17 protein-coding genes and 1 pseudogene are annotated in these 25550 nt (G+C 71.5%); 14 read left to right on the top strand and 4 right to left on the bottom strand.

Annotated elements, in window-relative coordinates:
• Positions 1 to 73 precede the first annotated feature (73 nt).
• Both MUY14_RS15440 and MUY14_RS15435 read left to right on the top strand, forming a co-directional pair.
• A complete protein-coding gene (locus tag MUY14_RS15440; protein WP_281506330.1) occupies positions 74 to 1117 on the top strand; it encodes a LacI family DNA-binding transcriptional regulator in 1044 nt (347 codons plus the stop codon).
• A 166-nt stretch (positions 1118 to 1283) separates the two neighbouring features.
• Positions 1284 to 5375 carry a beta-galactosidase gene (locus MUY14_RS15435; RefSeq protein ID WP_247023700.1) on the top strand — a complete coding sequence of 1364 codons (4092 nt, stop codon included), beginning with the start codon at positions 1284 to 1286 and terminating at the stop codon, positions 5373 to 5375.
• Here the strand turns inward: MUY14_RS15435 and MUY14_RS15430 are convergent.
• Together MUY14_RS15430 and MUY14_RS15425 are read right to left on the bottom strand one after the other, a co-directional pair.
• Positions 5356 to 6060: a DUF6008 family protein gene (locus tag MUY14_RS15430; RefSeq protein ID WP_247023699.1), complete on the bottom strand. Its 705-nt coding sequence runs from the start codon at positions 6058 to 6060 to the stop codon at positions 5356 to 5358. The genes MUY14_RS15435 and MUY14_RS15430 overlap by 20 nt on opposite strands.
• A 108-nt stretch (positions 6061 to 6168) precedes the next feature.
• Positions 6169 to 6786 carry a LysE/ArgO family amino acid transporter gene (locus tag MUY14_RS15425; RefSeq protein WP_247025140.1) on the bottom strand — a complete coding sequence of 206 codons (618 nt, stop codon included), beginning with the start codon at positions 6784 to 6786 and terminating at the stop codon, positions 6169 to 6171.
• A gap of 214 nt (positions 6787 to 7000) precedes the next feature.
• On the opposite strand from MUY14_RS15425, the gene MUY14_RS15420 reads away from it, so the two are divergent.
• Positions 7001 to 7795, top strand: coding sequence for an SDR family NAD(P)-dependent oxidoreductase (locus MUY14_RS15420; protein ID WP_247023698.1), 795 nt, complete (start codon positions 7001 to 7003; stop codon positions 7793 to 7795).
• A gap of 219 nt (positions 7796 to 8014) precedes the next feature.
• Positions 8015 to 8140 (top strand): hypothetical protein, encoded by a 126-nt coding sequence (locus MUY14_RS46885; RefSeq protein WP_264086318.1) that lies wholly within the window; start codon positions 8015 to 8017, stop codon positions 8138 to 8140.
• A gap of 9 nt (positions 8141 to 8149) precedes the next feature.
• On the opposite strand, the gene MUY14_RS15415 is transcribed toward MUY14_RS46885, so the two are convergent.
• Together MUY14_RS15415 and MUY14_RS15410 are read right to left on the bottom strand one after the other, a co-directional pair.
• On the bottom strand, positions 8150 to 9613 hold the full coding sequence (locus tag MUY14_RS15415) for a cellulose binding domain-containing protein (protein WP_247023697.1): 1464 nt from the start codon (positions 9611 to 9613) through the stop codon (positions 8150 to 8152).
• A 120-nt stretch (positions 9614 to 9733) separates the two neighbouring features.
• Positions 9734 to 11773: a phosphocholine-specific phospholipase C gene (locus MUY14_RS15410; RefSeq protein WP_247023696.1), complete on the bottom strand. Its 2040-nt coding sequence runs from the start codon at positions 11771 to 11773 to the stop codon at positions 9734 to 9736.
• Between the two features lie 236 nt (positions 11774 to 12009).
• On the opposite strand from MUY14_RS15410, the gene MUY14_RS15405 reads away from it, so the two are divergent.
• From MUY14_RS15405 to MUY14_RS15360, 10 genes and pseudogenes are all read left to right on the top strand, one after another.
• Entirely contained in the window at positions 12010 to 12255 is a 246-nt protein-coding gene (locus MUY14_RS15405; protein WP_247023695.1) for a hypothetical protein, read from the top strand.
• 167 nt (positions 12256 to 12422) lie between these two features.
• A pseudogene (locus MUY14_RS15400) lies at positions 12423 to 13259 on the top strand (family 16 glycosylhydrolase); the annotation flags it as partial.
• A gap of 693 nt (positions 13260 to 13952) precedes the next feature.
• Positions 13953 to 14879 carry a D-alanyl-D-alanine carboxypeptidase family protein gene (locus MUY14_RS15395; RefSeq protein ID WP_247023694.1) on the top strand — a complete coding sequence of 309 codons (927 nt, stop codon included), beginning with the start codon at positions 13953 to 13955 and terminating at the stop codon, positions 14877 to 14879.
• Positions 14880 to 14908: 29 nt separating this feature from the next.
• A complete protein-coding gene (locus MUY14_RS15390; protein WP_396126851.1) occupies positions 14909 to 15856 on the top strand; it encodes an endonuclease/exonuclease/phosphatase family protein in 948 nt (315 codons plus the stop codon).
• Positions 15857 to 16087: 231 nt separating this feature from the next.
• A complete protein-coding gene (locus MUY14_RS15385) occupies positions 16088 to 17131 on the top strand; it encodes a LacI family DNA-binding transcriptional regulator (RefSeq protein WP_247023692.1) in 1044 nt (347 codons plus the stop codon).
• A gap of 37 nt (positions 17132 to 17168) precedes the next feature.
• Positions 17169 to 18188: an ABC transporter substrate-binding protein gene (locus tag MUY14_RS15380; protein ID WP_396126806.1), complete on the top strand. Its 1020-nt coding sequence runs from the start codon at positions 17169 to 17171 to the stop codon at positions 18186 to 18188.
• Positions 18189 to 18199: 11 nt separating this feature from the next.
• Positions 18200 to 19714: a sugar ABC transporter ATP-binding protein gene (locus tag MUY14_RS15375; protein ID WP_247023690.1), complete on the top strand. Its 1515-nt coding sequence runs from the start codon at positions 18200 to 18202 to the stop codon at positions 19712 to 19714.
• A complete protein-coding gene (locus tag MUY14_RS15370; protein ID WP_247023689.1) occupies positions 19711 to 20745 on the top strand; it encodes an ABC transporter permease in 1035 nt (344 codons plus the stop codon). The genes MUY14_RS15375 and MUY14_RS15370 overlap by 4 nt, the downstream gene beginning before the upstream one ends.
• Positions 20742 to 21728, top strand: a complete 987-nt coding sequence (gene yjfF / locus MUY14_RS15365; protein ID WP_247023688.1) for a galactofuranose ABC transporter, permease protein YjfF — start codon at positions 20742 to 20744, stop codon at positions 21726 to 21728. The genes MUY14_RS15370 and yjfF overlap by 4 nt, the downstream gene beginning before the upstream one ends.
• Positions 21725 to 25531, top strand: coding sequence for a LamG-like jellyroll fold domain-containing protein (locus MUY14_RS15360; RefSeq protein WP_247023687.1), 3807 nt, complete (start codon positions 21725 to 21727; stop codon positions 25529 to 25531). The genes yjfF and MUY14_RS15360 overlap by 4 nt, the downstream gene beginning before the upstream one ends.
• Positions 25532 to 25550 lie beyond the last annotated feature (19 nt).

Raw genomic sequence — 25550 nt, 5'->3', positions numbered from 1 at the left:
GAAGCCCGGCGGCCGCCGATTCGGCGGTAACGTCTCGGACGTGGGGACAAGGCGCGAGGTGGAAGGGGCCAGGGTGGTGGACCGGGCGAAGGCGGGGGAGCAGACGAGGGCGGCGGCACCCGGGCCGCGGCAGCCGAGCCTGGCCGACGTCGCCGGCATGGCCGGGGTTTCGCACATGACCGTCTCGCGCGTGGTCAACGAGAGCGGGCCGGTGCGCCCGGAGACCCGCGAGCGGGTGCTCGCCGCCGTGCAGAAGCTCGGGTACCGGCCCAACACGGCCGCGCGCACGCTCGTCACCGGCCGGTCGGGCACGCTCGGCGTGGTCGCGCTGGAGTCGAACCTCTACGGACCGGCGAGCACCTTGTACGGCATCGAAAACGCGGCGCGCGAGGCCGGTTACGGCGTCGCGATCTGCAGCGTGACCCGCCCCGGCCGGACGTCGATCGGCGACGCCGTGGAGAGCCTGCGCCGCCAGGCGGTCGAAGGCATCGTCGTGATCGCCCCGCACGTGACGGCCGGCCGCGCACTGGCGGCGGCCCCGTCCGACATCCCGTTGGTGGCCGTCGGCGGCGGCGAGTCGGCCCCGGTCCCGGTCCTTTCGGTCGACCAGTACGACGGCGCCCGCCGTGCCACCGAGCACCTGCTCGCACTGGGCCACCGGACGGTCTGGCACCTCGCCGGCCCGGAGGACTGGCTCGAGGCCCGCGACCGCGAACGCGGCTGGCGGGAGACGTTGGAGGCCCGCGGCCTGCGAGTCCCGGCCCTGGTGCGCGGCGACTGGAGCCCGCGCTCGGGGTACGAAGCCGGCCGCGCGCTGGCCGGCAAGCGCGGGCTCAAGGCGGTCTTCTCGGCCAACGACCAGATGGCGCTGGGCTTGCTGCGGGCGTTCACCGAGGCGGGGATCCGGGTGCCGGAGGACGTCCACGTGGCGGGCTTCGACGACGTCCCGGAGGCGGCGTACTTCTCCCCGCCGCTGACGACGGTCCGCCAGGACTTCATCGAGGTCGGCCGCCAGACGTTCGGTCTCCTGGAGGAACGCATGGCAGGCGGCGACGCGGGGGCCCGGCACCTGGTGCCCGCCGAGCTGATCGTCCGGGAGAGCACCGGACCGCGCTGAATCGTCTCGAATGACCCGTTCACGTCATTCGCCGCGCACTGTTAGCGCTAACACGACCTCGGCACTGATCCATTTCGGTGTTGTATCTTGACCGCTTCTGTGTGATCGGCAAAGGATCGTGTTCGATTCTGGTCCCCCGCCGTGCCAGGAAGTGTCAGGAGGCCACATGCGCCGCGTCCGGACGTTGCTGACCGCTCTGCTCGCGATGGTCTTCGCGGTCGCGGGGGTGACCGTCCCGCAAGCCGCCGCGGCCGCGCCACCTAAGCAAGGGCACACCGTCACCTACGACGGCTACTCCTTCCTCGTCGACGGGCAGCGGACCTACCTCTGGTCCGGCGAGTTCCACTCCTACCGCCTCCCCAGCCCCGACCTGTGGCTCGACATCTTCCAGAAGATGAAGGCCGCCGGCTTCAACTCGACCTCGCTCTACTTCGACTGGGGCTACCACTCGCCGCGTCAGGGCGTCTACGACTTCAGCGGGATCCGCGACCTCGACAAGCTCCTCGACATGGCGCAGCAGGCCGGGCTCTACGTCATCGCGCGGCCCGGGCCCTACATCAACGCCGAGGTCGACGGCGGGGGCTTCCCGACCTGGCTGTCCACCACCCCGGGCCACACCCGCAGCGCCGATCCCGTCTACCTCAGGTACTCCGACGAGTGGCAGACGCAGATCGACCGCATCATCGCCCGCCACCAGCTGACCGACGGCACCGGCAGCGTGCTCGCGTACCAGGTCGAGAACGAGTACTACAACGGCAACGCCGACGGCCGCGCGTACATGAAGCACCTCGAGGACAAGGCCCGCGCCGACGGGATCACCGTCCCGCTGGTCGGCAACAACAACGGCACCTTCAACGCCGGGGAAGCCGCGCTCGACGTCGACGCCGCCGACTCCTACCCGCAGGGCTTCGACTGCTCCAACCCGACGCGGTGGAACGGCGTCCCCGACATCAGCTACGACCACGTCCCCGGCAAGCCGCTCATCACCGCCGAGTTCCAGGGCGGGGCCTTCGACCCGTGGGGCGGTCCCGGCTACGAGAAGTGCGCGCAGCTGATCAACGACCAGTTCGCGAACGTCTTCTACAAGCAGAACATCGCCGTCGGCGCGACCGGGCAGAGCTTCTACATGCTGCACGGCGGCACGTCGTGGGGCTGGAGCGCGATCCCGCAGAACTACACCTCCTACGACTACGGCGCCGCGATCACCGAAGGCCGCCAGTTCGACCCCAAGTACGCCGAGGACAAGCTCATCGGCTCCTTCACGCAGTCCGTCGCCCCGCTGACCAAGACCGACGGGCTGGCCGCCGCGCCGCTCACCGATCCCGCGCTCACCGACACCGCGCGGATCAACCCCGACACCCGCACGCAGTTCCACACCCTGCGGCACACCGATTCGACGTCGACCGCCACGAACACCACGAGCATCGCGCTCGACCTCGCCGCGCGCGCCGGCTACACCTACGACGACCGCGCGGCCGAGGTCGGCTACACCGGCACCTGGAGCCACGTCGGGCCGGAAGTGAACTACACCGGCGGGGATTACCAGCACACGGAGTCCTTTTCGGAGGTCACCGGCGACAGCGTCAGCATTCCCTTCACCGGCACCGGGATCCGCTGGGTGACGTCGAAGGACCCGAGCCACGGCATCGCCGACGTCTCCCTGGACGGGTCCAAAGTGGACACCGTCGACCTCTACGCGGCGACCAAGCAGAACCAGGTCACCGGCTACCAGGTCCGCGACCTGCCCGCCGGGGCGCACACGCTGAAGATCACCGTCACCGGGCAGCGCAACGCCAAGGCGACCGGCCCGTTCGTCGTGGTCGACGCCGTCGACCTGCTCTCCGGCAGCACCGACTACTACCCGGTCGTGCCGCAGCAGGCGGGCACCGGGCTCACGCTGAACGGCCGCCAGTCGAAGATCCTCGTCGCCGGCTACGACCTCGGGCAGACCCGGATGCAGTACTCGACTTCCGAGGTCATGACGTCCGCCGCCATCGGCGGCCGCGACGTCGCCGTCCTCTACGGCGACCACGGCGGGCCGGGGGAGACCGTCCTGCGGTTCGCGAAGCAGCCCTCCGTGCAGGTCCTCGGCGGCGCCGCGACGTCCACCTGGGACGCCGCCCGCGGCGACCTGCGGCTGAACTACACCCACGACGGCCTGGCCCGCGTGCTCGTCACCGCCCCCGGCTCGCGGCCGCTGCTCCTGCTGCTCGCCGACAAGGCGACGGCGGCCACGTTCTGGCGCCAGGACACCGCGGCGGGCCCGGTCCTGGTCCGCGGCACCGATCTGGTCCGCACCGCGGCCACGCGGAACGGCACCCTCGCCCTCACCGGCGACATCGGCACCGACGGCGCGTTCGAGGTCTTCACGGCCGCGAAGTCGCTGCTGTGGAACGGTTCCCCGGTGCCGGTCAAGCCGACGTCCAGCGGCAGCCTCACGAGCACCGCGCCGACCGCCGCGCCGGTCACCCTGCCCGCGCTGACCGGGTGGAAGCACCAGCAGGAGTCGCCCGAGAGCCGGCCCGGGTTCGACGACTCGGCGTGGCCGGTGGCCGACAAGGACACCAGCAACAGCTCGACCACGCTCGGCACGAAACCGGTGCTCTTCGCCGACGACTACGGCTTCCACACCGGCAACACCTGGTACCGCGGCCGGTTCACCGGCGACGGCAAGCAGACCGGGATCACCCTCTCGAGCCAGAGCGGCGGCCCGGCCGGCGCCTTCTCGGCGTGGCTCAACGGCGTCTTCCTCGGCAGCTCGACCGACCCGCAGCACACGTTCACCTTCCCCGCGGGCGCCCTGCGCCCGGGCGAGAACGAGATCTCCGTGCTGACCGTGAACATGGGCCACGAGGAGGACTACGGCGCGAACAACGGCAACAAGGCGGCCCGCGGCCTCACCGCGGCCCGGCTGACCGGCGCGCCGCTGACGTCGGTCACCTGGCGGCTGCAGGGCGTCCGCGGCGGCGAGACCGGCCTCGACCCGGTCCGCGGCCCGCTCAACACCGGCGGCCTCTACGGCGAACGCGCCGGCTGGTCCCTGCCCGGCTTCCCCGACGCGAACTGGGCCCCCGCGTCCCTGCCGGCGAAGGACACCACGCCGGGCGTCTCGTGGTACCGGACCACCGCGGACCTCGACCTACCGCGCGGTCAGGACACCTCGCTCGGCCTGACCATCACCGACGACCCCGCGCGGCAGTACCGGGCGCTCCTGTTCGTCAACGGCTGGCAGCTCGGCCAGTACAACAACCACCTCGGGCCGCAGCACAGCTTCCCGATCCCGAACGGCGTGCTGAACCCCAACGGGCACAACACGATCGCCGTCGCCGTGTGGAACCTCGACGGCAGCACCGGCGGGCTCGGGAAGATCGCCTGGACGAACTACGGCAGCCACCGCTCGCCGCTGACCGTCCGGCCGAACGCCTCGCCCGGCTACGACCCCGTGCGGTACGGGATGCCGCCGGCGCCGACCGCGGGCGTGTCGCTCACCGCGCCGGACACGGCCTCGGGCGGGCAGCCGTTCACGGCGTCGGCGACCGTGCGGGTTCCGGCGGGCGCGCCGCCGGCGTTCGACGTCAAGCCGGCGCTGACCCTCCCGGCCGGGTGGACGGCCGGTTCCGCTTCACCGCCCTCGGTCGCCCGGATCGACGGCGGGGGCTCGGCCACGTTCACCTGGACCGTGACGCCGCCATCCACAGTGGACACCGCGGCGCTGAAGGTGGCGGTGGCCTACCGGCAGGCCGGGCGCCCGGGCTCGGTGACCGGGGAACGGATCGTCGGCGCGGTGCCGCCCGCGCCACCCGCGGGCCAGGTCGCGGTGAGCTCGCTGCCCTTCCTGACCGCGACGAACGGCTGGGGCCCGGTCGAACGCGACACCAGCAACGGCGAGGCGGGCGCGGGCGACGGCAAGCCGATGACCATCGGCGGGGTGGCGTACGCGAAGGGCCTCGGCGCCCACGCGGCCGGCGACGTCCAGCTTTACCTGGCGGGCACGTGCACCCGGCTGACGGCCTCGGTGGGTGTCGACGGCGAAACCGGCACCGGCGGCAGCGTCGCCTTCAGCGTGTCGGTGGACGGCACCACCCGCGTCACGACGCCGGTCGTCCGCGGCGGCCAGGCCGCGGTGCCGATCGACGTCGACGTCACCGGCGCCCAGGTCCTCGACCTGCTGGTGAACGACGGCGGGGACGGCAACGGCAACGACCACGCGGACTGGGCGGTGCCGACGCTGACCTGCGCTACGCCGCCCGCCGGGTGACCTCGGGGAGCGGGCGCACGAAGAACGTCGCCCGCACCTCCCGGCGTTCCTTCCCCAGGTGGTAGAGCGCCAGCCCGAAGATGATCGAGCCCGCGACGTTCGCGACGAAGTGCCACCACACGCGGTAGGTGGTCAGGCCCGGGCCCGGGCCGACGAGCCCGAAGAACGTCGACAGGCCGATCGCGCGCGAGCCGAACGCCACCGACAGCGTGAGGACGAGGTGCTCGAGCCCGTGCAGGCCCTGCATCCACACGCCCATCTTCGCCCAGCGGCGGGCGCGGGTCTTGAGCGCCCGCCGCGTGATCACCATGACCCCGGCGAGGCCGGCGAGGAAGATGAAGTTGCCGGTCAGGTGCAGCAGCTCCATCCCGAACGTCGGCCGGTCCGGCAGCACCATCTGCAGCCCGTTCGCCAGGCCGGTGCCCCACGGCGTCATCCACGCGGGCGAGTTCGGGTGGCCGAGCCAGTACCCGACCTGGGCGATGTGCTCCTGCACGTGCCCGAGCTGCCCGAGCACGCCGATGCCGATCACCGCCGCCGAGCCGCGGTAGACCCACGGCCGCACCGGGCCGCGGTTCGCGTACGCCAGGACACCGACCGCGGCCCACATGGCCAGCGCCCAGAGGACTATCAGGACGGCTCCCGCGGTGTCCCAGCCCGACATCCCCGTCATCGGCATGTCCATGACCGCCTCCTGTCGTCGAGGCCGAGCCTAACGCCGTCACGGGGCGGGAAACGTCTTCCCGTGTGCGCCGGTAGCTCGGACAAACCGTTACAGGACAACGGGTTTCGCTCAAGTCAGGACAAGTCGGACGGCCAGTGCGGTGATCACCGCGCTCGACACCAGCGCCGTCACCAGCCGGCCGCGCGGCCCGGTGAGCACCCGGCCGAGCAGCGCGCCGCCGCCCGCGAGGAGGACCTGCCAGCTCGCCGAGGCGGCGAACGCGGCCAGCACGAACACCCCTTGGTCGAGGACCGGCACCGCGGTCCCCGCCCGGCTGCCGACCACCAGTGCGGCGAAGTAGACCACCGTCGCCGGGTTGACGAGCGTGATGCCCAGGAAACTCGCGTACGCGCGGCCGGGCGTGAGCGGCGTCACGGGCCGTTCGGCGGCGTCCCGGTGCGAGCGCAGGGCCCGCACCGCGCCGCGGACCGCCAGGACGACGAGGATCCCCGCCGAAACCAGCCGCAGCGGCCCGGCGATCGGCGTGATCACGCCCGCGATCGCGGCGCCGCCGAGCACGGCCACCAGCGCGTACACGCCGTCGGCGGTGGCGACGCCGAGCGCGGCCGCGAGGCCGGTCTTGAGGGTGCTGCGGGCGGTGAGGGCGACCAGGTAGGTGCCGACCGCGCCGACCGGGATCGCGATGCCGTAGCCGGCCACCAGACCGGCCACGAGCGCGGCGGTCACAGCGCGGGCGGGCTCGGCCTCCGGGGGCCGCGCTGCCGCTGGACCGGCGCGGGGGTCGCGGCGGTCGGCAGGCGCGGCGTGCGGCAGGAAGTCATGCGCAGATGGTGTGGTCACCGGGCAAAAGGGGCAACCGGTTTTCCAGCCGGTGCGCACCCGGCGGCTGTGCTTCAATCGGCCCGGCAGCGGGACGTCGAGCGGAGAGAAGGCTTTCACGATGCGGGTCGACCTGAGCGGGAAGACGGCACTGGTCACCGGGTCCACCCAGGGCATCGGCTCGGCGATCGCGGCGGGCCTCGCGGCCGCGGGTGCCCGCGTCGCGATCAACGGCCGGAGCGAAACCGGCGTCCTCAAGGCCATCGCGCGGCTGCGCGAAGAGCTGCCGGACGCGGACTTCCTCCCGGCCCCCGGCGACGTCTCCGAGGAGGCCGGCGCCGCACAGGTCGTCGAAGAGGTGCCGGACGCCGACATCCTGGTCAACAACCTCGGCATCTTCGGCGCCCAGGAACCCCTCGACATCACCGACGCCGACTGGCGCCGCTACTTCGAGGTCAACGTCCTGGCCGCGGTGCGCCTCACCCGCGCCTACCTGCCCGGCATGATCGAACGCGGCTGGGGCCGGATCCAGTACATCGCCAGCGATTCCGCGATCGTGATCCCGGCCGAGATGATCCACTATGGAGTGTCGAAGACGGCGCTGCTCGGCGTCTCCCGCGGGTTCGCCAAGCACGCGGCGGGCACCGGCGTCACGGTCAACGCCGTGATCGCCGGGCCGACGCACACCGGCGGCGTCGAGGACTTCGTCTACGAGCTGGTCGACAAGGACCTGCCGTGGGAAGAGGCGCAGCGCGAGTTCATGAAGCGGCACCGGCCGCAGTCGTTGCTGCAGCGGCTGATCGAGCCCGAGGAGATCGCGCACCTGGTGGTGTACTTGAGTTCCCCGTTCGCGTCGGCCACCACCGGCGCGGCGGTGCGCGTCGACGGCGGGTACGTCGACGCGATCGTGCCGTAAGGCCCGTTCCCGCCCAGGAGCACGGGGGAACCCCGGGAGGGAACGGGGGTTTCGGGGGACTGGGCGGATCGCCGCCCTGACACCCTTTACAACGAGCCGGGCGGGCGGGTGTTCCGGGTTCCGGGGGTGACGTGCGTCGCCCGGGGTACCCCGCGCAGGGGTCGCCCGGACGAGCGCGCCGGCTGTCGTGATCGGCCCGCGTGATTCATGATCGACTCCATGGACCACATCGAGACACCGGCGAAACCCGCCCGCGGCCTGCACCGAGTGCTCCTCGCGGCGGCGGCGGGCGCGCTGATCGCCGCCGCCGCGTGGGTGGCGCTGTGGCTGGCCATGCACCTTTAGGGGGAAGGACTACGGCGTGACCGGGATGTTCGTCAAGCCCGACCTGGCGTTCGCCACGGTGTTCGACGCGTACACCACGTTCGGGTTCGCCGAGCACTTCGACACCGAGCTGATCTTGATCGCGTAGTCGCCGGCCCCGCCGAGGTCGGACTTGTTGCCGCGCCAGACGTTCCCGCAGCCGTTGTCGAACGACGGGCTGGTGCTGGTGTTGTGGTTCTCGTAGCCGTTGGCGAACGTGCCGGGCGCGGAGAACGTGCCCGTGTTGTCCTCGATCGTGTAGCCGATGCCCTTGACGTCGATCCAGGAGTCGGCCGAGTTCTCGCCGCTGATCCCGCGCCCGTCGAAGGTGTTGCCGCGGATCACACCGCTGAACGTGCCTTCCTTGACGTCGATCGGCTCGGCCGCGATGAACGGCCCGATGTGGTTGTCCAGCACCTGGATCCGGTCGCCGCGGTCGACGCCGCCGGAGTTGCCGTGGCAGGCCCAGTTCGAGTTGGCGGAGCCCAGGTAGACGCCTTCGCCGTAGCCGGGCTGCACGAGCCCGGTGTAGGTGATCGTGGAGTTCTTCAGCACGCTGTCGGCCGACGAACGGCGGAAGTGGATCGCCTCCTCGTCGACGTGGTGCACGGTGACTCCGTCGATGGTGGTGTGCGGCGAGTCGTCGACGACGATGCCCTTCTTGGACTCCTGGACCGTGAACCCGGTCAGGTTCCAGTACGGCGCGCCCGAGAGCCACAGGCCATAGCCCGAGTCCCAGCCCGCGGTGGGCGCCGGGCAGTCGGGCGCGTCACCGGACGGGCCGTCGTTGATCAGGACGGCGTTCGACGGCCCCGAAAGGGTGATCGGTTTCGCGGCCGTGCCGGGCTTCGTCGTGACGAAGGAGCCGCGGTAGGTGCCGGCCGCCAGCTTGATCGCCTGGCCCGGCGCCGCGTTCGCCAGCGCGGCCTGCAGCTGGGCGGCCGTCGAGACGCTCACGACGTCACCGCTCGGGGGAGTGGTGGTCGTGGCCGGCGGCCTGGTGCTCGTGCGCGTGGCCGTCGTCGTCGGCGTGGTGGTGACCTGGCCGCCGCCGGTGCACGCGGCGCCGTTCACCGTGCACGCGGCGGGCAGGCCCGCGCCGGAGACGTTGAAGCCGAAGCTCGCGGTGGCGCCGGGGGCGATCGTGCCGTTGAACCCGGCGTTCGTGAACTTGTAGTGCTGCCCGGTCTGCGTCTTCACCGAGCTCCACGAGCTGGTCACCGCCGAGCCGGCGGGCAGGTCGAACTCGACCGCCCAGCCGACGGCGGGCGCGTCACCGCGGTTGGCGATCGTGTAGCCGCCGCCGTAACCGCCGGTCCAGACCGACGACTGCGCGAAGGCGGCGGAGAGGTTCGCCGCGGCCGCCTGCGCGGTCACCCCGCCGGTCAGGGCGAGGGCGACCGCGACGGCGGAAACGGTTGCGGTACCGAGGAAAACGGCACTTCGTGGGGACACCAGAAGCCTCCGGAAAAGGGGGACAGCGGAGGTGTTGCGGCGTACACCCGGACGTTCCCTTTATAGGTGACCCCGGTCCGGCCCGTCAATGGACTGAACAACAGTCAAGAGTGTGAACGTCTACCCGGTGATGCTCGGCGCGCCGGTTTCGAGGTGCCCGCTGAACCGGCGCAGGAACTTCGGGTCGGCGTCGTGGGTGGCCGACAGGTCGTACCAGCCGGAGCCGTAGGCGACCGGGTTCCAGTCGTCCGTCACCGTCTGCCCGGCGGCCAGCGCGTACGTCCACGGGCCGTCGGTGCGGTAGTGATTCGCGGTGATCGTCAGTTTGACCGCGGTCGTCCCGCTGTTGCGCATGGTCAGCCGCAGCTTGTTCTCCGCGGTGTAGCTGCCGAGGACGTCGACGCCCGCGCCGGCGCTGTTCGCGTCCCCGGCCAGGACCCAGCGGAACCGGTTGGGCCCGTGCACCGCCACGCCGTACTTGCCGCCGCCGTAGAGCTGGACCCGCCACGTGTCGCTGACCTGCGCCCCGGGTGCGACGTCGTAGGGCCACGGGCCGTCGGTCTGGCCGTCGTTGCGGTAGGCCAGCAGCTGGACGGCCGCCGTGCCCTGGTTGGCGAACGTCGTCGTGAGGATCTTGCGATCGGCGCTCAGCGACGTCGTGACCAGCGGCCGGTAGGGGAGCGCGCGGGCGGGCCGCGTCCCCGGCTCCTGGACCGGGACCTGCTGCTTCCCGGTTGCGGGCGGGGCCGGCTTCGGCAGCTTCTTCTGGGTGTCGTCGGCCTGCTTGCGCAGCGCGGCGGTGTCCGGCAGCAGCGGGATCTGCGTGGCCGGCGTGCGGAAGTCGAAGCACGTCATGAGGTCGCCGCAGACCGCGCGGCGCCACGCGCTGATGTTCGGCTCGGCGACGCCGGTCCAGCGCTCCAGGAACCGGATCACCGAGGTGTGATCGGTGACCTCGGAGCTGACCCAGCCGCCGCGGCTCCACGGCGAGATCACCGTCATCGGCACGCGCGCGCCGAGGCCGATCGGCTGGCCGCCGATGTATTCGCCGGTGGTGCCGGACGGCGCGATCGGCGGGGCGACGTGGTCGAAGAAGCCGTCGTTCTCGTCGTAGTTGATGAGGACCACGGTGGATTCCCACAGCTTCGGGTTGGCCCACAAGGCGTTCAGCACGGTCTGGGTGTACGCGGCGCCGTCGACCGGCCGGGCCTCGGGGTGCTCGCAGTAGCCGTAGGGCGCGACGATCCAGGACACCTTCGGCAGCGAGCCGCTCGCGCAGTCCGCCTTGAACTCGGCCAGCACGTGGTCGACGTCCTTGCCCCGTCCCGAGTCCGGGCCCCAGGTCTTGAACACACTGGCCCGCCGGGACAGTTCGCTCGTGTAGTCCTGGTGGTAGGCCTGGAAGAGCCACAGGGGGTTGTCGCCGTAGTCGCCGACGAAGGAGCCGCCCGCGTCGCCGACCTCCTTGTTGGCGTAGACCTTCCACGACACCCCGTGCTGCTGCAGGCGTTCCGGGTAGGTCGTCCAGCGGAAGACCGGCTTGTAGTCGGCCGGGTTGTAGTTCGCCGGGCCGCCGGCCTGGCCGGCGGCGTCGATGGTGCCGGTGAACAGGTAGAGCCGGTTGGGCGTGGTCGGGCCCTGCACCGAGCAGAAGTAGTGGTCGCACACGGTGAACGCGTCGGCGAGCGCGCGGTGGAACGGGATGTCGCCCTGGTCGAAGTAGCCCATGGTCATCTCGCCCTTGGCGGGGACCCACGCGTCGGTGGCGCCGCCGGCGATCGCCTGGTGCTGGTCGGCCCAGCCGTGGCCGAGGTCGCCGAGGTCCTGACCGTCCACTTTGGTCGTGTCCACCCGGAACGGCAGGAGGTACTTCCCGTCGGAGCGCCCGGAATCGGGCTGGTGGAAGATGTCCTGGCCGTTCGGCTGGACGATCGCCGATCGGTCGCCGTAGCCGCGGACACCCCGCATCGTGCCGTAGTAGTGGTCGAAGGACCGGTTCTCCTGCATCAGGACCACGACGTGCTGGACGTCGGAAAGGCTGCCGGTGGCGCGTGGTTCGGCGAGGGCTTCGGCCATGCCGGGCGGCAGCGCGCCGAGGGCGCCGGCGGCGGCGACCCCGCCGAGGAAACCGCGTCGGGTGAGCTTGTGCGGGTCGGCCATCACGGGAGCCTCCAGGGGCCTCGACGGGGCAGCGGCGCCCAGGGTAGATGATCGAAGGTGTTCGGAAGTACCTACGTTCGGACGTAATCACGCACTCTGGTGTTCATCGGCTGTTCGGTTCGCGGTCCGCTCGCGTGACACTTTCCGGTGACGCGAAGCTGAGCGGGCGCGGCGCGGGGAATCTTGATCAGCACGAAGCCCCTGACAGGCGGGGGAGAAAGCGGGAGGAGAGCACGATGAAGACCCGAATCGCTTCCCTGGCGGCGGCCGGTGCGCTCGCGGTTTCCGCGGTGGTGGCCGCGGCCGCCCCGGCGTCGGCCGACCCGGTGCCCGGCAGCGCGAACCAGTTCTACGCCTACTGCTCGGTCGACCTGCTCGGCGTGCCGCTGGCGTGCACCCAGACCGATGTCGCCCACGCGTCGCACATCTGCCAGTACGTCCTCACCGCCGCCGGGCTCGGGCTCGACTGCATCCAGCGCTGAAGTTGCCCGAAAGTACCCGGTGGTCCGGACCATCGGGTACGTCGGAAAATGTCCGACCGGTTATCCTTGTTCTTCGCCACCGGGGCGCCCATACTTTGTTGCGATCCACAACAAATAGGGCGCCGGTGAGCCGCCAGCCGTCGCCCGCGGAAGAAGAAGAGGCGACAATGACGTCGACCAGGATCCCCACCCGGTGGCGCCGGACAGCCCGGTTGCTGGCCGCCCCCGCCGCTCTGCTCGTGCTCGGCGCCGTGGTGGCCGCCCCGCCGAGCCAGGCCGCTTCGGTTCTCGCGAGCTTCTCCGACGACTTCGACGGCGCCGCCGGCAGCGGCGTCGACGGTTCGAAGTGGGTCCACGAGACCGGCGACAACGTCAACAACCACGAACGGCAGTGGTACACCGACGGGACCGCCAACGCGGCCCTCGACGGCCAGGGCCACCTCGTGATCACCGCGAAGAAGGAGAACAGCGGCAACAACTGCTGGTACGGCGCGTGCGAGTACACCTCGGCGCGGCTGAACACCTCCGGCAAGTTCTCCACGTCGTCCGGGCACGTCGAAGCCCGGATGAAGCTGCCGCGCGGGCAGGGCATGTGGCCCGCGTTCTGGATGCTCGGCACCGACATCGGCAGCGCCGGCTGGCCGAACTGCGGCGAGATCGACATCATGGAGAACGTCGGCTTCGAGCCGAACACCGTGCACGGCACCATCCACGGCCCGGGCTACTCGGGTTCGGGCGGCATCGGCGCGGCCTACACCGGCCCGAACTTCTCCGACGACTTCCACACCTACGCCGTGGACTGGTCGACCGACAAGATCGTGTGGTCGGTGGACGGCAACGTCTACCAGACCCGCACACCGGCCGACGTCGGCGGCAACGCGTGGGCGTTCAACCACCCGTTCTTCGTGATCCTGAACCTCGCGGTCGGCGGCTACTGGCCGGGCGACCCGGACGGCAGCACGCAGTTCCCGCAGCAGCTGGTGGTCGACTACGTCCACGTGAGCTGAGCGGCCCGGACCGGCGGGACCGGTTCGCTCCCCGTGCGCGGCGGGGAGCGGCCCGGTCCCGCTTCTTTCCCCTCGTCGGCGAGCTGGCCGGCGGTGGGCTCGGGACGTCGTGAACGACCCTTTCACCTCGCCAGAGGTCAGGGGCCGGGCAGAGTCGGATCGGCGCGGCCGGTCCGGCGGTTCGCAACGTCGGGACACCGACGCCGGCACGCCGGCCGCGCGGATCACCGCTACGCGCTCGCGTTGTCGCATGAACGGGTCGTTCACCGCATCGGACGCGGTGAAAGGGTCGTTCATGACGTCCCGGACCGGGTCAAGGCGAACGAGCGGGCCGGCCCGCCGGCTCAGGTCCAGCCGGAGGCAGCGTGGCCGGTGTGACGGGCTGGCTCCGGTGGTGCGAGCCCGGGCGTGTCCGCACGCCGGTCGCCGAACCTGCCGCCACCGCGACGTCGCGGAGCCCTGGCGCCGGACGTCATGAACGACCCTTTCACCTCGCCGGACGTCATGAACGACTCGTTCATGACGTCGCGCGCGGGCGGGCGGCCGGGACGTTCGTCGCGGCGTCTTGGTACAGACCTGTGACACTTCTGGTTCAGACCTGTCGAACAACCCCGACGGGCCGGCGATCTTCCCCGGAGAGAGTGGCCGGAGTGCGCTCGGTGGAGCGTGCCACGGCACCCGGAGGAGAGCATGTCCCGTACCCGCATCCCACCCGCCGTCGGCGGGGTCGCCGCCGCGGTGGCCGTCGCCGTCGCCGTGACCTGCTGGGTGCTCTTCCCGCCGGAGCTCGCCGGGCGGGCGAGCGCCTCGCGGCCGTCGATCGACCTGGCGCTGCCGTGGCCGTCGGACGGGCAGTCCAGCGCCGAGGTGCTCGGGCTGGGCTCGCTCGGCAGCCGGGGTGAGCAGCAGCCGGTGCCGATCGCCAGCGTCACCAAGGTGATGACGGCCTACGTCGTCCTCAAGGACCACCCGCTCGACGCGGACGAGCCGGGCCCGCAGATCGCCGTCGACGAGCAGGCCGACGCCGAGTCGACGTCGGCGGAGGAGTCGACCGCCCAGGTGCGCGCGGGACGCCGGATCAGCGAACGCGACCTGCTGGCCCTGATGCTGGTGCCGTCGGGCAACAACATCGCGCGGCTGCTCGCCCGGTGGGACGCCGGGAGCCAGGAAGCGTTCGTCGCCAAGATGAACCGCGAGGCCGCGGCGCTCGGCATGACGAGCACGACCTACACCGGTGCGAGCGGCGTCGAGGACTCGACCACGAGCACCGCCGCCGACCAGCTGCGGCTGGCGCGCGAGGCGATGAAGATCCCCGTGCTGCGCGCGATCGTAGCCACGCCGAGCCTGCGCGTCGACGGCGTCCCGGGCGAGGTGGTCAACACGAACACCCTCCTCGGCCGCGACGGCGTGATCGGCCTGAAGACGGGCTCGTCCACCGCGGCGGGCGGCGCCCTGATGTGGGCGGCGCAGGCTCCGGGCGGCAAGCTGATCCTGGGCGTGGTGCTCCACCAGAGTCCCGGCGGCAGCCCGGCGTCCGGCCTGCGGGCGGCGCTGGAGAACAGCAGGCGCTTGATCGCGGCCATCCAGCACGAGCTCCCCGCGGCGGCCACCCGATGACGGCGACCACCGACCAGGCGACCGAGCCGATCGTGGTGCCGGTGGCGCGGCGCTCGGGGGTCTGGCGCCGCGGCCGCGTCATCGCCGCCTTCGCCGTGCTCACCGCGCTGTTCCTGCTCGCGCACCCGCTCGTCCCCAACTGGCCGGGCAACGCGGGCAGCCTCCTCGAAACGTTCCTCCCGTGGACCGGCGTCCCGATCCTGCTTCTGCTCGTCGCCGCACTGCTCCGCCGCTCGGCCCTCGCGCTGGTCGTACTCCTCCTGCCCACCGTCTGCTGGGGCGCCTCCTTCGGCGGCAGGCTCTTCGACCAGCGCGGCACCGGCGGGGACTTCACCGTGGTTTCGCACAACGTCAACGACGAAAACCCGGACCCGGCCGGTACCGCGCGAGCGCTCGCCGCCTCGAACGCGCAGGTGGTCGCGCTCGAGGAGCTCAAGCGGTCCGAGGTCCCGAAGTACGAAGACGCCCTCGCCGCGCGGTACCCGCACCACACCGTCCAAGGCACCGTCGGGGTCTGGAGCACCTACCCGCTCCGCGACACCCAGCCGCTCGAAATCATGCCGTGGACGCGCGCCCTCCGGACCACAGTGGACACTCCGCAGGGGCCCGTCGCGGTCTTCGTCGCGCACCTCCCGTCGGTGCGGGTGCGGCTCGACGCGGGGTTCACCGCCGACGGCCGGGACGCGGCCGTCGAGCGGCTCGCGGCCTACGTCGCCGCGGATTCCGCGAAGAAGACCGTGCTCGTCGGCGATTTCAACGGCACCACCGACGATCGGGCGCTCGCGCCGATCACCGCGCGCCTGCGGGCCGCGCAGGACGAAGCCGGGGACGGGTTCGGGTTCAGCTGGCCCGCGTCGCTGCCGCTGGCGCGGATCGACCAGATCTTCGTCGGCGGGGTCCGGCCGGTGGCGGCCTGGACGCTGCCCGCGACCGGGAGCGACCACCTGCCCGTGGCGGCCACGATCGCGCTCGGGTGAGACCGCGAACATGCGGCTGAACACCGAGGTCACCGGGCAGCTGGTGAATCACGGACGAAGCTTTCCGCAGGCCGGGGCGCCGAAGCCCGAGCCGGGCCGCGGCCGGGGCACGTGACCACACCGTTACGCGACCCAGGGTTGACCGCGAGGGTGTTATCGCTAACACTACTCCTCGCCGTCACCGGAACAGGTGACGCAGACCCAGTCGGCGCGGACGGAAAGGGGACGCCGGTGGCCGAACGACCCCGCTCCGGCGGACCCGTGCGGGTGACCGCGGCCGGGACGCGGCAGCCGAGCCTGACCGACGTCGCGGGCGTGGCCGGCGTGTCCCACATGACCGTGTCCCGGGTGATCAACGGGACCGGCCCGGTGCGCCCCGAGACGCGGGCCCGGGTGCTCGCGGCGATCGAGGAACTGGGCTACCGGCCCAATTCCGCGGCCCGCGCGCTGGTCACCGGGCGGACCGGGACGCTCGGCGTCGTCGCGCTCGAGTCCAATCTGTACGGTCCGGCCAGCACGCTGTACGGCATCGAGAACGCCGCCCGCGAAGCCGGGTACGCGATCACGATCTCCAGCGTCAGCCGGCCCGGCCGGTCGTCGATCGCCGACGCGGTGGAGAACCTCCGCCGCCAGGCGGTCGAGGGCATCATCGTCATCGCCCCGCACGTCAGTGCGGGGCGTGCACTGGAAGCCGCGCCCGCGGACTTCCCGGTCGTCGCCGTCGGCGGCGGGGAGACCGCGCCGGTGCCGGTCATCTCCGTCGACCAGCGCGACGGCGCCCGCCGCGCCACCGAGCACCTGCTCGCCCTCGGCCACCGGACCGTCTGGCACGTCGCCGGGCCGGAGGACTGGCTGGAGGCCCGCGACCGCGAGCTCGGCTGGCGCGAAACCCTGGAACGCCACGGGGTCGCGGCCCCGCGGGTGATCCGCGGCGACTGGAGTTCGCGGTCGGGCTACGAGGCGGGGCGATCCCTCGCCGCGGAACCGAAGCTGGACGCCGTCTTCGCCGGCAACGACCAGATGGCGCTCGGCCTGCTGCGCGCCTTCGCCGAGGCGGGCATCTCGGTGCCGCGAGACGTGCGCGTCGCGGGCTTCGACGACGTGCCGGAGGCGGCGTACTTCACGCCGCCGCTCACCACGGTGCGCCAGGACTTCATCGAAGTCGGCCGGCGCACGTTCGGCCTGCTCACCCAGCGGATGGACGGAGGCGACCAGCACGCGCGCGCCCTGGTCGTCCCCGAGCTGATCGTCCGCGAAAGCACCGGCCCGCGCTAGCGGCGCACGCGCGAAACCCGAAGAAGACCAGCTCCGAATGTTAACGCTAACAGATTTGATCACCGTCGATCGAGGAGTGAACGTGCTGAAGAAGCGATGGGCCGCCGCGGCGGCCGCGGCAGCCGGACTCGTGCTGCTCACCGCCTGCGGGAGCGGGGGCTCCTCCGGAAGCTCCGGCGGGGCGATCACGCTCGGCTTCGCGCAGGTGGGCGCCGAGAGCGGGTGGCGGACGGCGAACACCAAGTCCATCCAGGAGTCGGCCAAGACCGCGGGCATCGAGCTGAAGTTCTCCGACGCGCAGCAGAAGCAGGAGAACCAGATCTCGGCGATCCGCTCCTACATCCAGCAGAAGGTCAAGGTCATCGCCTTCTCGCCGGTGGTCGAGTCCGGCTGGGACACCGTGCTCAAGGAAGCCAAGACGGCCAACATCCCGGTCATCCTCACCGACCGCGCGATCGACTCGCCGGACAAGTCGCTCTACAAGACCTTCCTCGGCTCGGACTTCATCGCCGAGGGCAAGAAGGCGGGGGAGTGGCTGACCAAGGAGTACGGCAGCGCCACCGGCCAGGTCAACATCGTCGAGCTGCAGGGCACCACGGGTTCGGCGCCGGCCAACGACCGCAAGAAGGGCTTCGCGGACGTCATCGCGGCGGACCCGAAGTACAAGATCGTCGCCTCGCAGACCGGTGAGTTCACCCGCGCCAAGGGCAAGGAGGTCATGGAGGCCTTCCTGAAGTCCCAGCCCAAGATCGACGTCCTCTACGCGCACAACGACGACATGGCCCTCGGCGCCATCGAGGCGATCGAAGCCGCGGGCAAGGTTCCGGGCAAGGACATCAAGATCGTTTCGGTCGACGGCGTCAAGGACGCGCTGACCGCACTGGCCGACGGCAAGATCAACCACGTCGTCGAGTGCAACCCGCTGCTCGGCCCGCAGCTGATGGATCTGGTCAAGAAGGTGTCCGCCGGCGAGCAGGTGCCCGCCCGCATCGAGACCCAGGAAACCGAATTCGACCAGGCGTCGGCCAAGGCCGCCCTGCCGCAGCGGCAGTACTGAGAGGTCACCGCATGCCCGCCGAAATCCTGACCATGACCGGGATCCGCAAGGAGTTCCCCGGCGTCCTCGCCCTCGACGGTGTGGACTTCCGCCTGTTCCCGGGCGAGGTCCACGCGCTGATGGGGGAGAACGGCGCCGGAAAGTCCACCCTGATCAAGGTGCTGACCGGGGTGTACGGGGTGGACGCGGGCACGATCACGCTCGCCGGGACCGCTGTCGCCTTCGGCGGTCCCGGCGAGGCTCAGCAGGCCGGCATCAGCACGGTCTACCAGGAGGTCAACCTCTGCCCGAACCTGTCCGTGGCGGAGAACGTCTGCCTCGGGCGGGAACCCCGCCGCTTCGGCCGCATCCAGTGGGGCCCGATGCGGCGGCGGGCCGAGGAGCTCCTGGCCCGGCTGGACGTCCACGTGGACGTCTCGGCCGAGCTGAGCACCTGCTCGATCGCGGTGCAGCAGCTGGTGGCGATCGCCCGCGCCCTCGACGTCGAGGCGCGGGTGCTCGTCCTCGACGAGCCGACGTCCAGTTTGGACGCCGGCGAAGTCGAGCAGCTGCTGAAGGTCGTCCGGTCCCTGCGCGAGCAGGGGCTGGCGATCCTGTTCGTCTCGCACTTCATCGACCAGGTCTTCGCCGTCGCCGACCGGATGACCGTGCTGCGCAACGGGAAGCTGATCGGCGAGTACCGCACGGCCGACATCACGCCGGTCGAGCTCGTCACCCGGATGATCGGCAAGGAGCTGCAGGTCCTCGAAGACCTGGAGGACTCCGGGCCGAGCCGGGCCGAGGTCGCCGATGCGCCGGTGCTGCTGGCCGCCGAGGACCTCGGCCGCAAGGGCGGGGTCGAGCCGTTCACGCTCGACATCCACGCCGGCGAGGTCGTCGGGCTGGCCGGTCTGCTCGGGTCCGGGCGCACCGAACTCGCCCGGCTGCTCTTCGGCGCCGACCACGCCGACCACGGTTCCGTGCGCGTCGACGGCGAGGCCACGAACCTGCGCACGCCGCGGGCCGGGCTCGACCACCGGATCGCGTTCTGCTCGGAGAACCGCAAGACCGAAGGGCTGGTCGAGGAACTGACCGTCCGGGAAAACATCGTCCTCGCGCTCCAGGCCTCCCGCGGCTGGACGCGGCCGCTGTCCCGGCGCCGCCAGGACGAAATCGCGGAGAAGTACATCAAGACGCTCGACATCCGCCCCGCCGACCCCGAAGCGCTGGTCGGCAACCTCTCCGGCGGCAACCAGCAGAAGGTGCTGCTGGCCCGCTGGCTCATCACCGAACCCCGCCTGCTGATCCTCGACGAGCCGACCCGCGGCATCGACATCGGTGCCAAGACGGAGATCCAGCGGCTCGTCACGCAGCTGTCCGCCGAGGGGATGGCCGTGCTGTTCATCTCCGCCGAGCTCGACGAGGTGCTCCGGCTGAGCCACCGCGTCGTCGTGCTGCGCGACCGGAAGGTCGTGGCGCAGCGGGACAACCAGGGACTCACCGCGGACGAGATCATGGCCACGATGGCCGAGGGAGCCGTCTCATGACCAAGCACCGGTTGTTCTGGCCCGTGGTGGCGCTGCTCGCGCTGCTGCTGGGCGACCTGATCGCGAGCCCCTCGTTCTTCTCGATCGAACTGCGCGACGGCCACCTCTACGGCAACCTCGTCGACATCCTGAAGAACGGCGCCCCGCTGATCCTCATCGCGATCGGCATGACGCTCGTGATCGCCACCCGCGGCATCGACCTCTCGGTCGGCGCGGTGGTCGCGATCAGCGGCTCGCTGGCCTGCCTGTGGATCGCCGACCACCCCGGCGGCGTGGGCGCCACGCTCGTCGCGGTCGGGCTGGCGCTGGGGCTTTCCCTGGTGCTCGGGGTGTGGAACGGCTGGCTCGTCGCCGCGCTCGGCATCCAGCCGATCATCGCCACGCTCATCCTGATGGTCGCCGGGCGCGGGATCGCGCAGCTGATCTCCGGCGGCCAGATCATCACGATCAACTCCGCGCCCTACGAGTGGATCGGCAGCGGGTTCGTGCTGACGCTGCCGAGCGCGATCCTCATCGCCCTCGCGGTGTTCGTGCTCGCGTCCCTGCTGGTCCGCCGCTCGGCCCTCGGGCTGCTCGTGGAGGCCGTCGGCGGCAACCCCGAGGCCAGCCGGCTGGCCGGGCTCCGCTCGGCGCGGCTGACCTGGCTCGTCTACGTCTTCTGCGCGCTGTGCGCGGGCATCGCCGGGCTGATGATCAGCGCGAACGTGCACAGCGCCGACGCCAACCACGCCGGGCTGTTCATCGAGCTCGACGCGATCCTCGCCGTCGTCGTCGGCGGCACGCAGCTGACCGGCGGCCGCTTCTCCATCGGTGGCGCGGTGATCGGCGCGCTGCTCATCCAGACGCTGACCACCACCGTCTACGCCCTCGGCATCCCGCCCGAGGCGATCATGCTGTTCAAGGCCGTGGTCGTGCTGGCGGTGTGCCTGCTGCAGTCGCCCGCCTTCCGCCGCAAGCTCCGCCGCCGCAAGGCCCGCCCGGCCGCACCGGCCCCGACATCCGCTCCGGAGAAGGTGGAGGTCACGGCGTGACCACGCTCACCCGCATCAAGGGCTACCGGCCGCAGCAGCGGCACCTCCCGATCCTCGCGACGATGGCGCTGCTGATCGGGGCGTACATCTTCGGCGCATCGAGCTACGACGCGTTCGGCTCCGGGCAGGTCGTGCTCGACCTGTTCATCAACAACGCCTTCCTGCTCGTGGTCGCGGTCGGGATGACGTTCGTGATCCTCACCGGCGGCATCGACCTGTCCGTCGGCTCGGTGGTCGCACTGTCCACTGTGGTCTCCGGCGACCTGATGCAGAAGCACGGCTGGTCCGCGTACGCGGCGATCGCGGTGGTGCTGGTGGTCGGCGCGCTGCTCGGCGCCGGGATGGGCGCGCTCATCCACTTCTTCGAGATCCAGCCGTTCATCGCCACGCTGATCGGGATGTTCTTCGCCCGCGGGCTCTGCTACACGATCAGCACCGAGGCGTACTCGATCGACAACGCGACGATCGCGACCCTCGCCCAGACGCAGATCCCGCTCGGCGGGGAGCTGCACATCTCGATCAGCGTGGTCGCCGCGCTGGTCGTCGTCGCGGTCGCGGTGTACGTGCTGGCCTTCACGCGGTTCGGGCGGACGGTCTACTCGATCGGCGGCAACGCGCAGTCGGCGATGCTGATGGGCCTCAAGACCGGCCGCACGAAGATCGCCGTGTACACGATCAGCGGGTTCTGCTCGGCGCTGGGCGGGCTGCTGCTGGTGCTGTACAAGTCTTCCGGCGACCCGCTCAACGGTGTCGGCCTCGAGCTGACCGCGATCGCCGCGGTCGTCATCGGCGGCACCATCCTCACCGGCGGCTCCGGCTACGTGCTGGGCACCGTGCTCGGGATCATGGTGCTGGGCATCATCCAGACGCTGATCACCTTCGACGGCACCCTGAACTCCTGGTGGACCTCGATCATCACCGGCGCCCTCCTCTTCGTCTTCATCGTCCTGCAGCGCCTCGTGACCCGGGGGAGCCACCGATGATCCCTTCCCTCCGGCGCCCCTTGGCCCTCCTCACGGCCCTGACCCTGTTCTGCGCCCTCCCCGTCACCACCGCCGCGGCCGGCCCCGAGCCGGGCCTGGCCGGGCACTGGACGTTCGACGACGGCAGCGGGACGAGCGCCGCCGACACCGCGGGCGAGCACCCCGCCGCCCTGAACCCCGGCGCGGGCTGGGGCCCGGGCATCCGCGGCGGCGCCCTGACGACCGACGGCACGAGCGGGTTCGCCGACGCCGGCGCGCCTGTGCTGGACACCACCGAGAGCTTCTCCGTCAGCAGCTGGGTCAAGCTCGACAAGACATCGGGCTTTCAGACGTTCGTCAGCATCGACGGCAATCAGGTCAGCAACTTCTTCCTGCAGTTCCGCGACGACTCGCGCCGGTTCGCCTTCACCCGCCTCGCCGGGGACGCGCCCGCCGACGGCGTCGTCGCGGCCGCGAACTTCGACCCCGTCGCCGGCCAGTGGTACCAGCTGACCGGCGTCTTCGACTCGGCCGCGTCGACGCTTTCGCTGTACGTCGACGGCACCCGCCAGGCCACCGTCTCCGCGCCTGCGGGCTGGGCCGGCACCGGGCACCTGGTGATCGGCCGCGGCAAGTACGGCGGCAACCCGGTGGACTACGTCGACGGCTCGATCGACGACGTCCGCGCCTACTCGGGCGCGCTGACCGCGGCCGACGCCGGCCGCCTGGCCATCGCCGGCCACTGGGCTCTCGACGAGGGCACCGGCACCACCGCGGCCGACGACTCCCTCGACGCCCGCACCGCCACCCTGACCGGCGGGGCGAGCTGGGGCGACGGCGTGGTCGGCCCGCACGGCGCGGTGCTGAACGGCACCGGCGCCGCGGTCGACGTCCCCGGCCCGGTCGTCGACACCGGGCAGAGCTTCTCGGTGTCCGCGTGGGTGAAACCGACCGCGGACCCCGGCTTCCGGACCGCGGTCAGCGTCGACGGCTCGGCGATCAGCGGCTTCTACCTCCAGCGCGCCGCCGACGGCCGGTTTGCCTTCACCCGCCGGGCGGCCGACGGCGACTCGGCGTCCTCCGCCGCGGTGTCGACGCTGCCCGCGCAGGCCGGCCAGTGGCAGCACGTCGTCGGCGTCTACAACCGCGCCGCCGGCACGCTTTCCCTGTACGTCAACGGAACCCTGCAGCAGAGCGTCCCGTTCACCACGCCGTGGACCGCCGCCGGGCACCTGGTCATCGGGCGCGGCAAGTGGGCGGGCGCCCCGGCCGACTGGTTCGCCGGGGGAGTGGACGACGTCCGCGCGTACCCGACGCCGCTGACCGCGTCCGCCGTCGCCGCACTGGCCGCGAGCGGCTCGTGGCACTTCGACGAAGGCACCGGCACGATCGCGCGTGATTCGTCGGCGAACGCGGCCGACGGCACGCTTCGCGGCGCGACCTGGACCGCCGGTGCGGCGGGCAAGGCCGTCCAGCTCGACGGCAAGTCCACTGTGGACATGGGCACCTCGCCCGCGTTCGACACCGGCACCGGCTCGCTCTCGCTGGCCGCGTGGTTCCGCACCACCGCGGACGGAACGCTGGTGGACCACGGCGACGGCTACGCGCTCGGCGTCAGCGGCGGCAAGCTCACCGCCCGCGTCGGCACCCTCCGGGTGACCACCACCGGCGGCGGGCTGGCCGACGGCACCTGGCACCACGCCGCCGTCGTCCTCGACCGCGCGTCCCAGCGGCTCACCGTCTACTCCGACGGCGACGCCGCCGCGGTCACGAGCACCTGCGGCACCCCCACCGGCACCACCCTCGACGTCTCCGCGTGCCCGGCCTCCGGGACCGCGGCGGCACCCCTGACGGTCGGCGCCGGGCTCACCGGCGCGGTCGACGAGCTGGAGCTGCGCCGCTTCCCGCTCACCGCCGCCCAGATCGGCACCCTCGCGGGCGCCAACCAGCTCGCGGTGGACGCCAACGTCGTCCGCGCCAACACCCGCCCGACCACCTACGGCTCGATCCTCGAGGACATCAGCCACTCCGTCGAAGGCGGGCTGTACGCGGAACTCGTCCGCAACCGCACCTTCAAGGAGGCCTACCAGCGCGGCAGCGGCGCGGGCGACACCCCGGTGCCGTACTGGTCGCTGGTCACGTCGGCCGGCGCCACCGGCACCTACGCCATCGACACGGCCACGCCGCTGAACACCGCCCTCGACCGATCGCTGAAGCTGCACGCCGACGCGGTCCCGGCCGGCGGCCGCGTGGCCGCGGCGAACGTCGGCTACTACGGCGTCGCCGCGAAGCCGTCCACCAAGTACACCGGCAGCTTCTTCGCCAAGGGCACCTGGACCGGTGCGGTCCGGGTCAGCCTGGAGAAGCCGGACGGCACCGTGCTGGCGAGCAAGGATCTCCAGCTCGGCACGGCTTGGGGACAGCAGACGTTCAGCTTCACCACACCCTCGACCATCACGACGTCCACCGACAACCGGATCGTCGTGTCGCTGGTGAACAAGACCAAGAAGGCGCTGGCCGGCGACGCCTGGTTCCAGCAGGTGTCGCTGTTCCCGCCCACCTTCAAGAACCACGGCGTCCGCCTCGACCTCGGGCAGAAGCTCGCGGCGATGAAGCTCGGCCTGTTCCGCGTCCCGGGCGGCAACTACCTCGAAGGCAACACCCTCGACACGCGGTTCGCGTGGAAGAACACCATCGGCAAGCCGGAAGAGCGGCCCGGCCACCAGAACACCGCGTGGGGCTACTGGTCCACCGACGGCTTCGGCATCCTCGACTACCTCAAGCTGTCCGAGGACATCGGCGCCCAGCCGCTCCTGGCCCTGTTCGCCGGCTACACCCTCAACGGCCAGCACGTCAGCCAGGCCGACTACCCGCAGTACGTCCAGGAAGCCCTCGACGAGATCGAGTACGCCATCGGCGACGCCACCACGACGTGGGGCGCGAAGCGGGTCGCCGACGGGCACCCGGCACCGTTCGACCTGCACTACGTCGAGGTCGGCAACGAAGACTGGTTCGACGGCTCCGGCAGCTACGCCTGGCGCTTCACCGACATGGACAACGCCATCAAGGCGAAGTACCCGCAGCTGACCGTCATCGCCACCACCGGTGGCCTGCAGGGCGGAGCCGCGTCGAGCACGTCGACCGGGGTGCGCCCGGACGCCGCGGACGACCACTACTACCAGTCGCCGCAGTGGTTCACCGACAACTCGACCCGCTACGACACCGCGGACCGCTCCGGCCCGGACATCCTCGTCGGCGAGTACGGCGCCCAGGACGGCCGGCCCACCGGCACCCTGGCCGCCGCCATCGGCGAGGCCGCGTTCCTCACCGGGCTGGAACGCAACAGCGACGTCGTCATCGGCTCGATGTACGCGCCGGTGCTGGTGCAGGAGAACCAGTCCAGCTGGCCGGTCAACCTGATCGGCTTCGACGCCGGGACCAGCTACGGCTCGCCGTCGTACTGGGTGCAGCAGATGTTCTCCAGCACGCTCGGCAAGCAGATCGTGACCAGCCGCCTCAACCAGGGCAGCCCGCTGCGGCAGGTGGTCAACGTGACCACCAAGGGCGGGAAGAAGACGTTCACGGTCAAGCTCGTCAACCCGACCGGCCAGGTGCAGACCGCGCGGCTGGGGCTCACCGGCGTCACGGCGGTCGACGGCACCGGGACGCTCACCACGCTCACCGGCGACCCGGCGGGCCGCAACAGCCTCGCCGCGCCGGCCGCCATCGTGCCGCAGACGAGGGAGCTCACCGGGCTGGCGGCGACGTCGAAGCTGACCCTGCCCGCCAACTCCGTGACCACCCTGGTCATGACCGGCCGCTGAACAACACCAGGAGAGAGGA

The sequence above is a fragment of the Amycolatopsis sp. FBCC-B4732 genome, from assembly GCF_023008405.1.
GTDB classification, from domain to species: domain Bacteria; phylum Actinomycetota; class Actinomycetes; order Mycobacteriales; family Pseudonocardiaceae; genus Amycolatopsis; species Amycolatopsis pretoriensis_A.
This window is presented reverse-complemented; position numbering and strand designations above follow the sequence as displayed.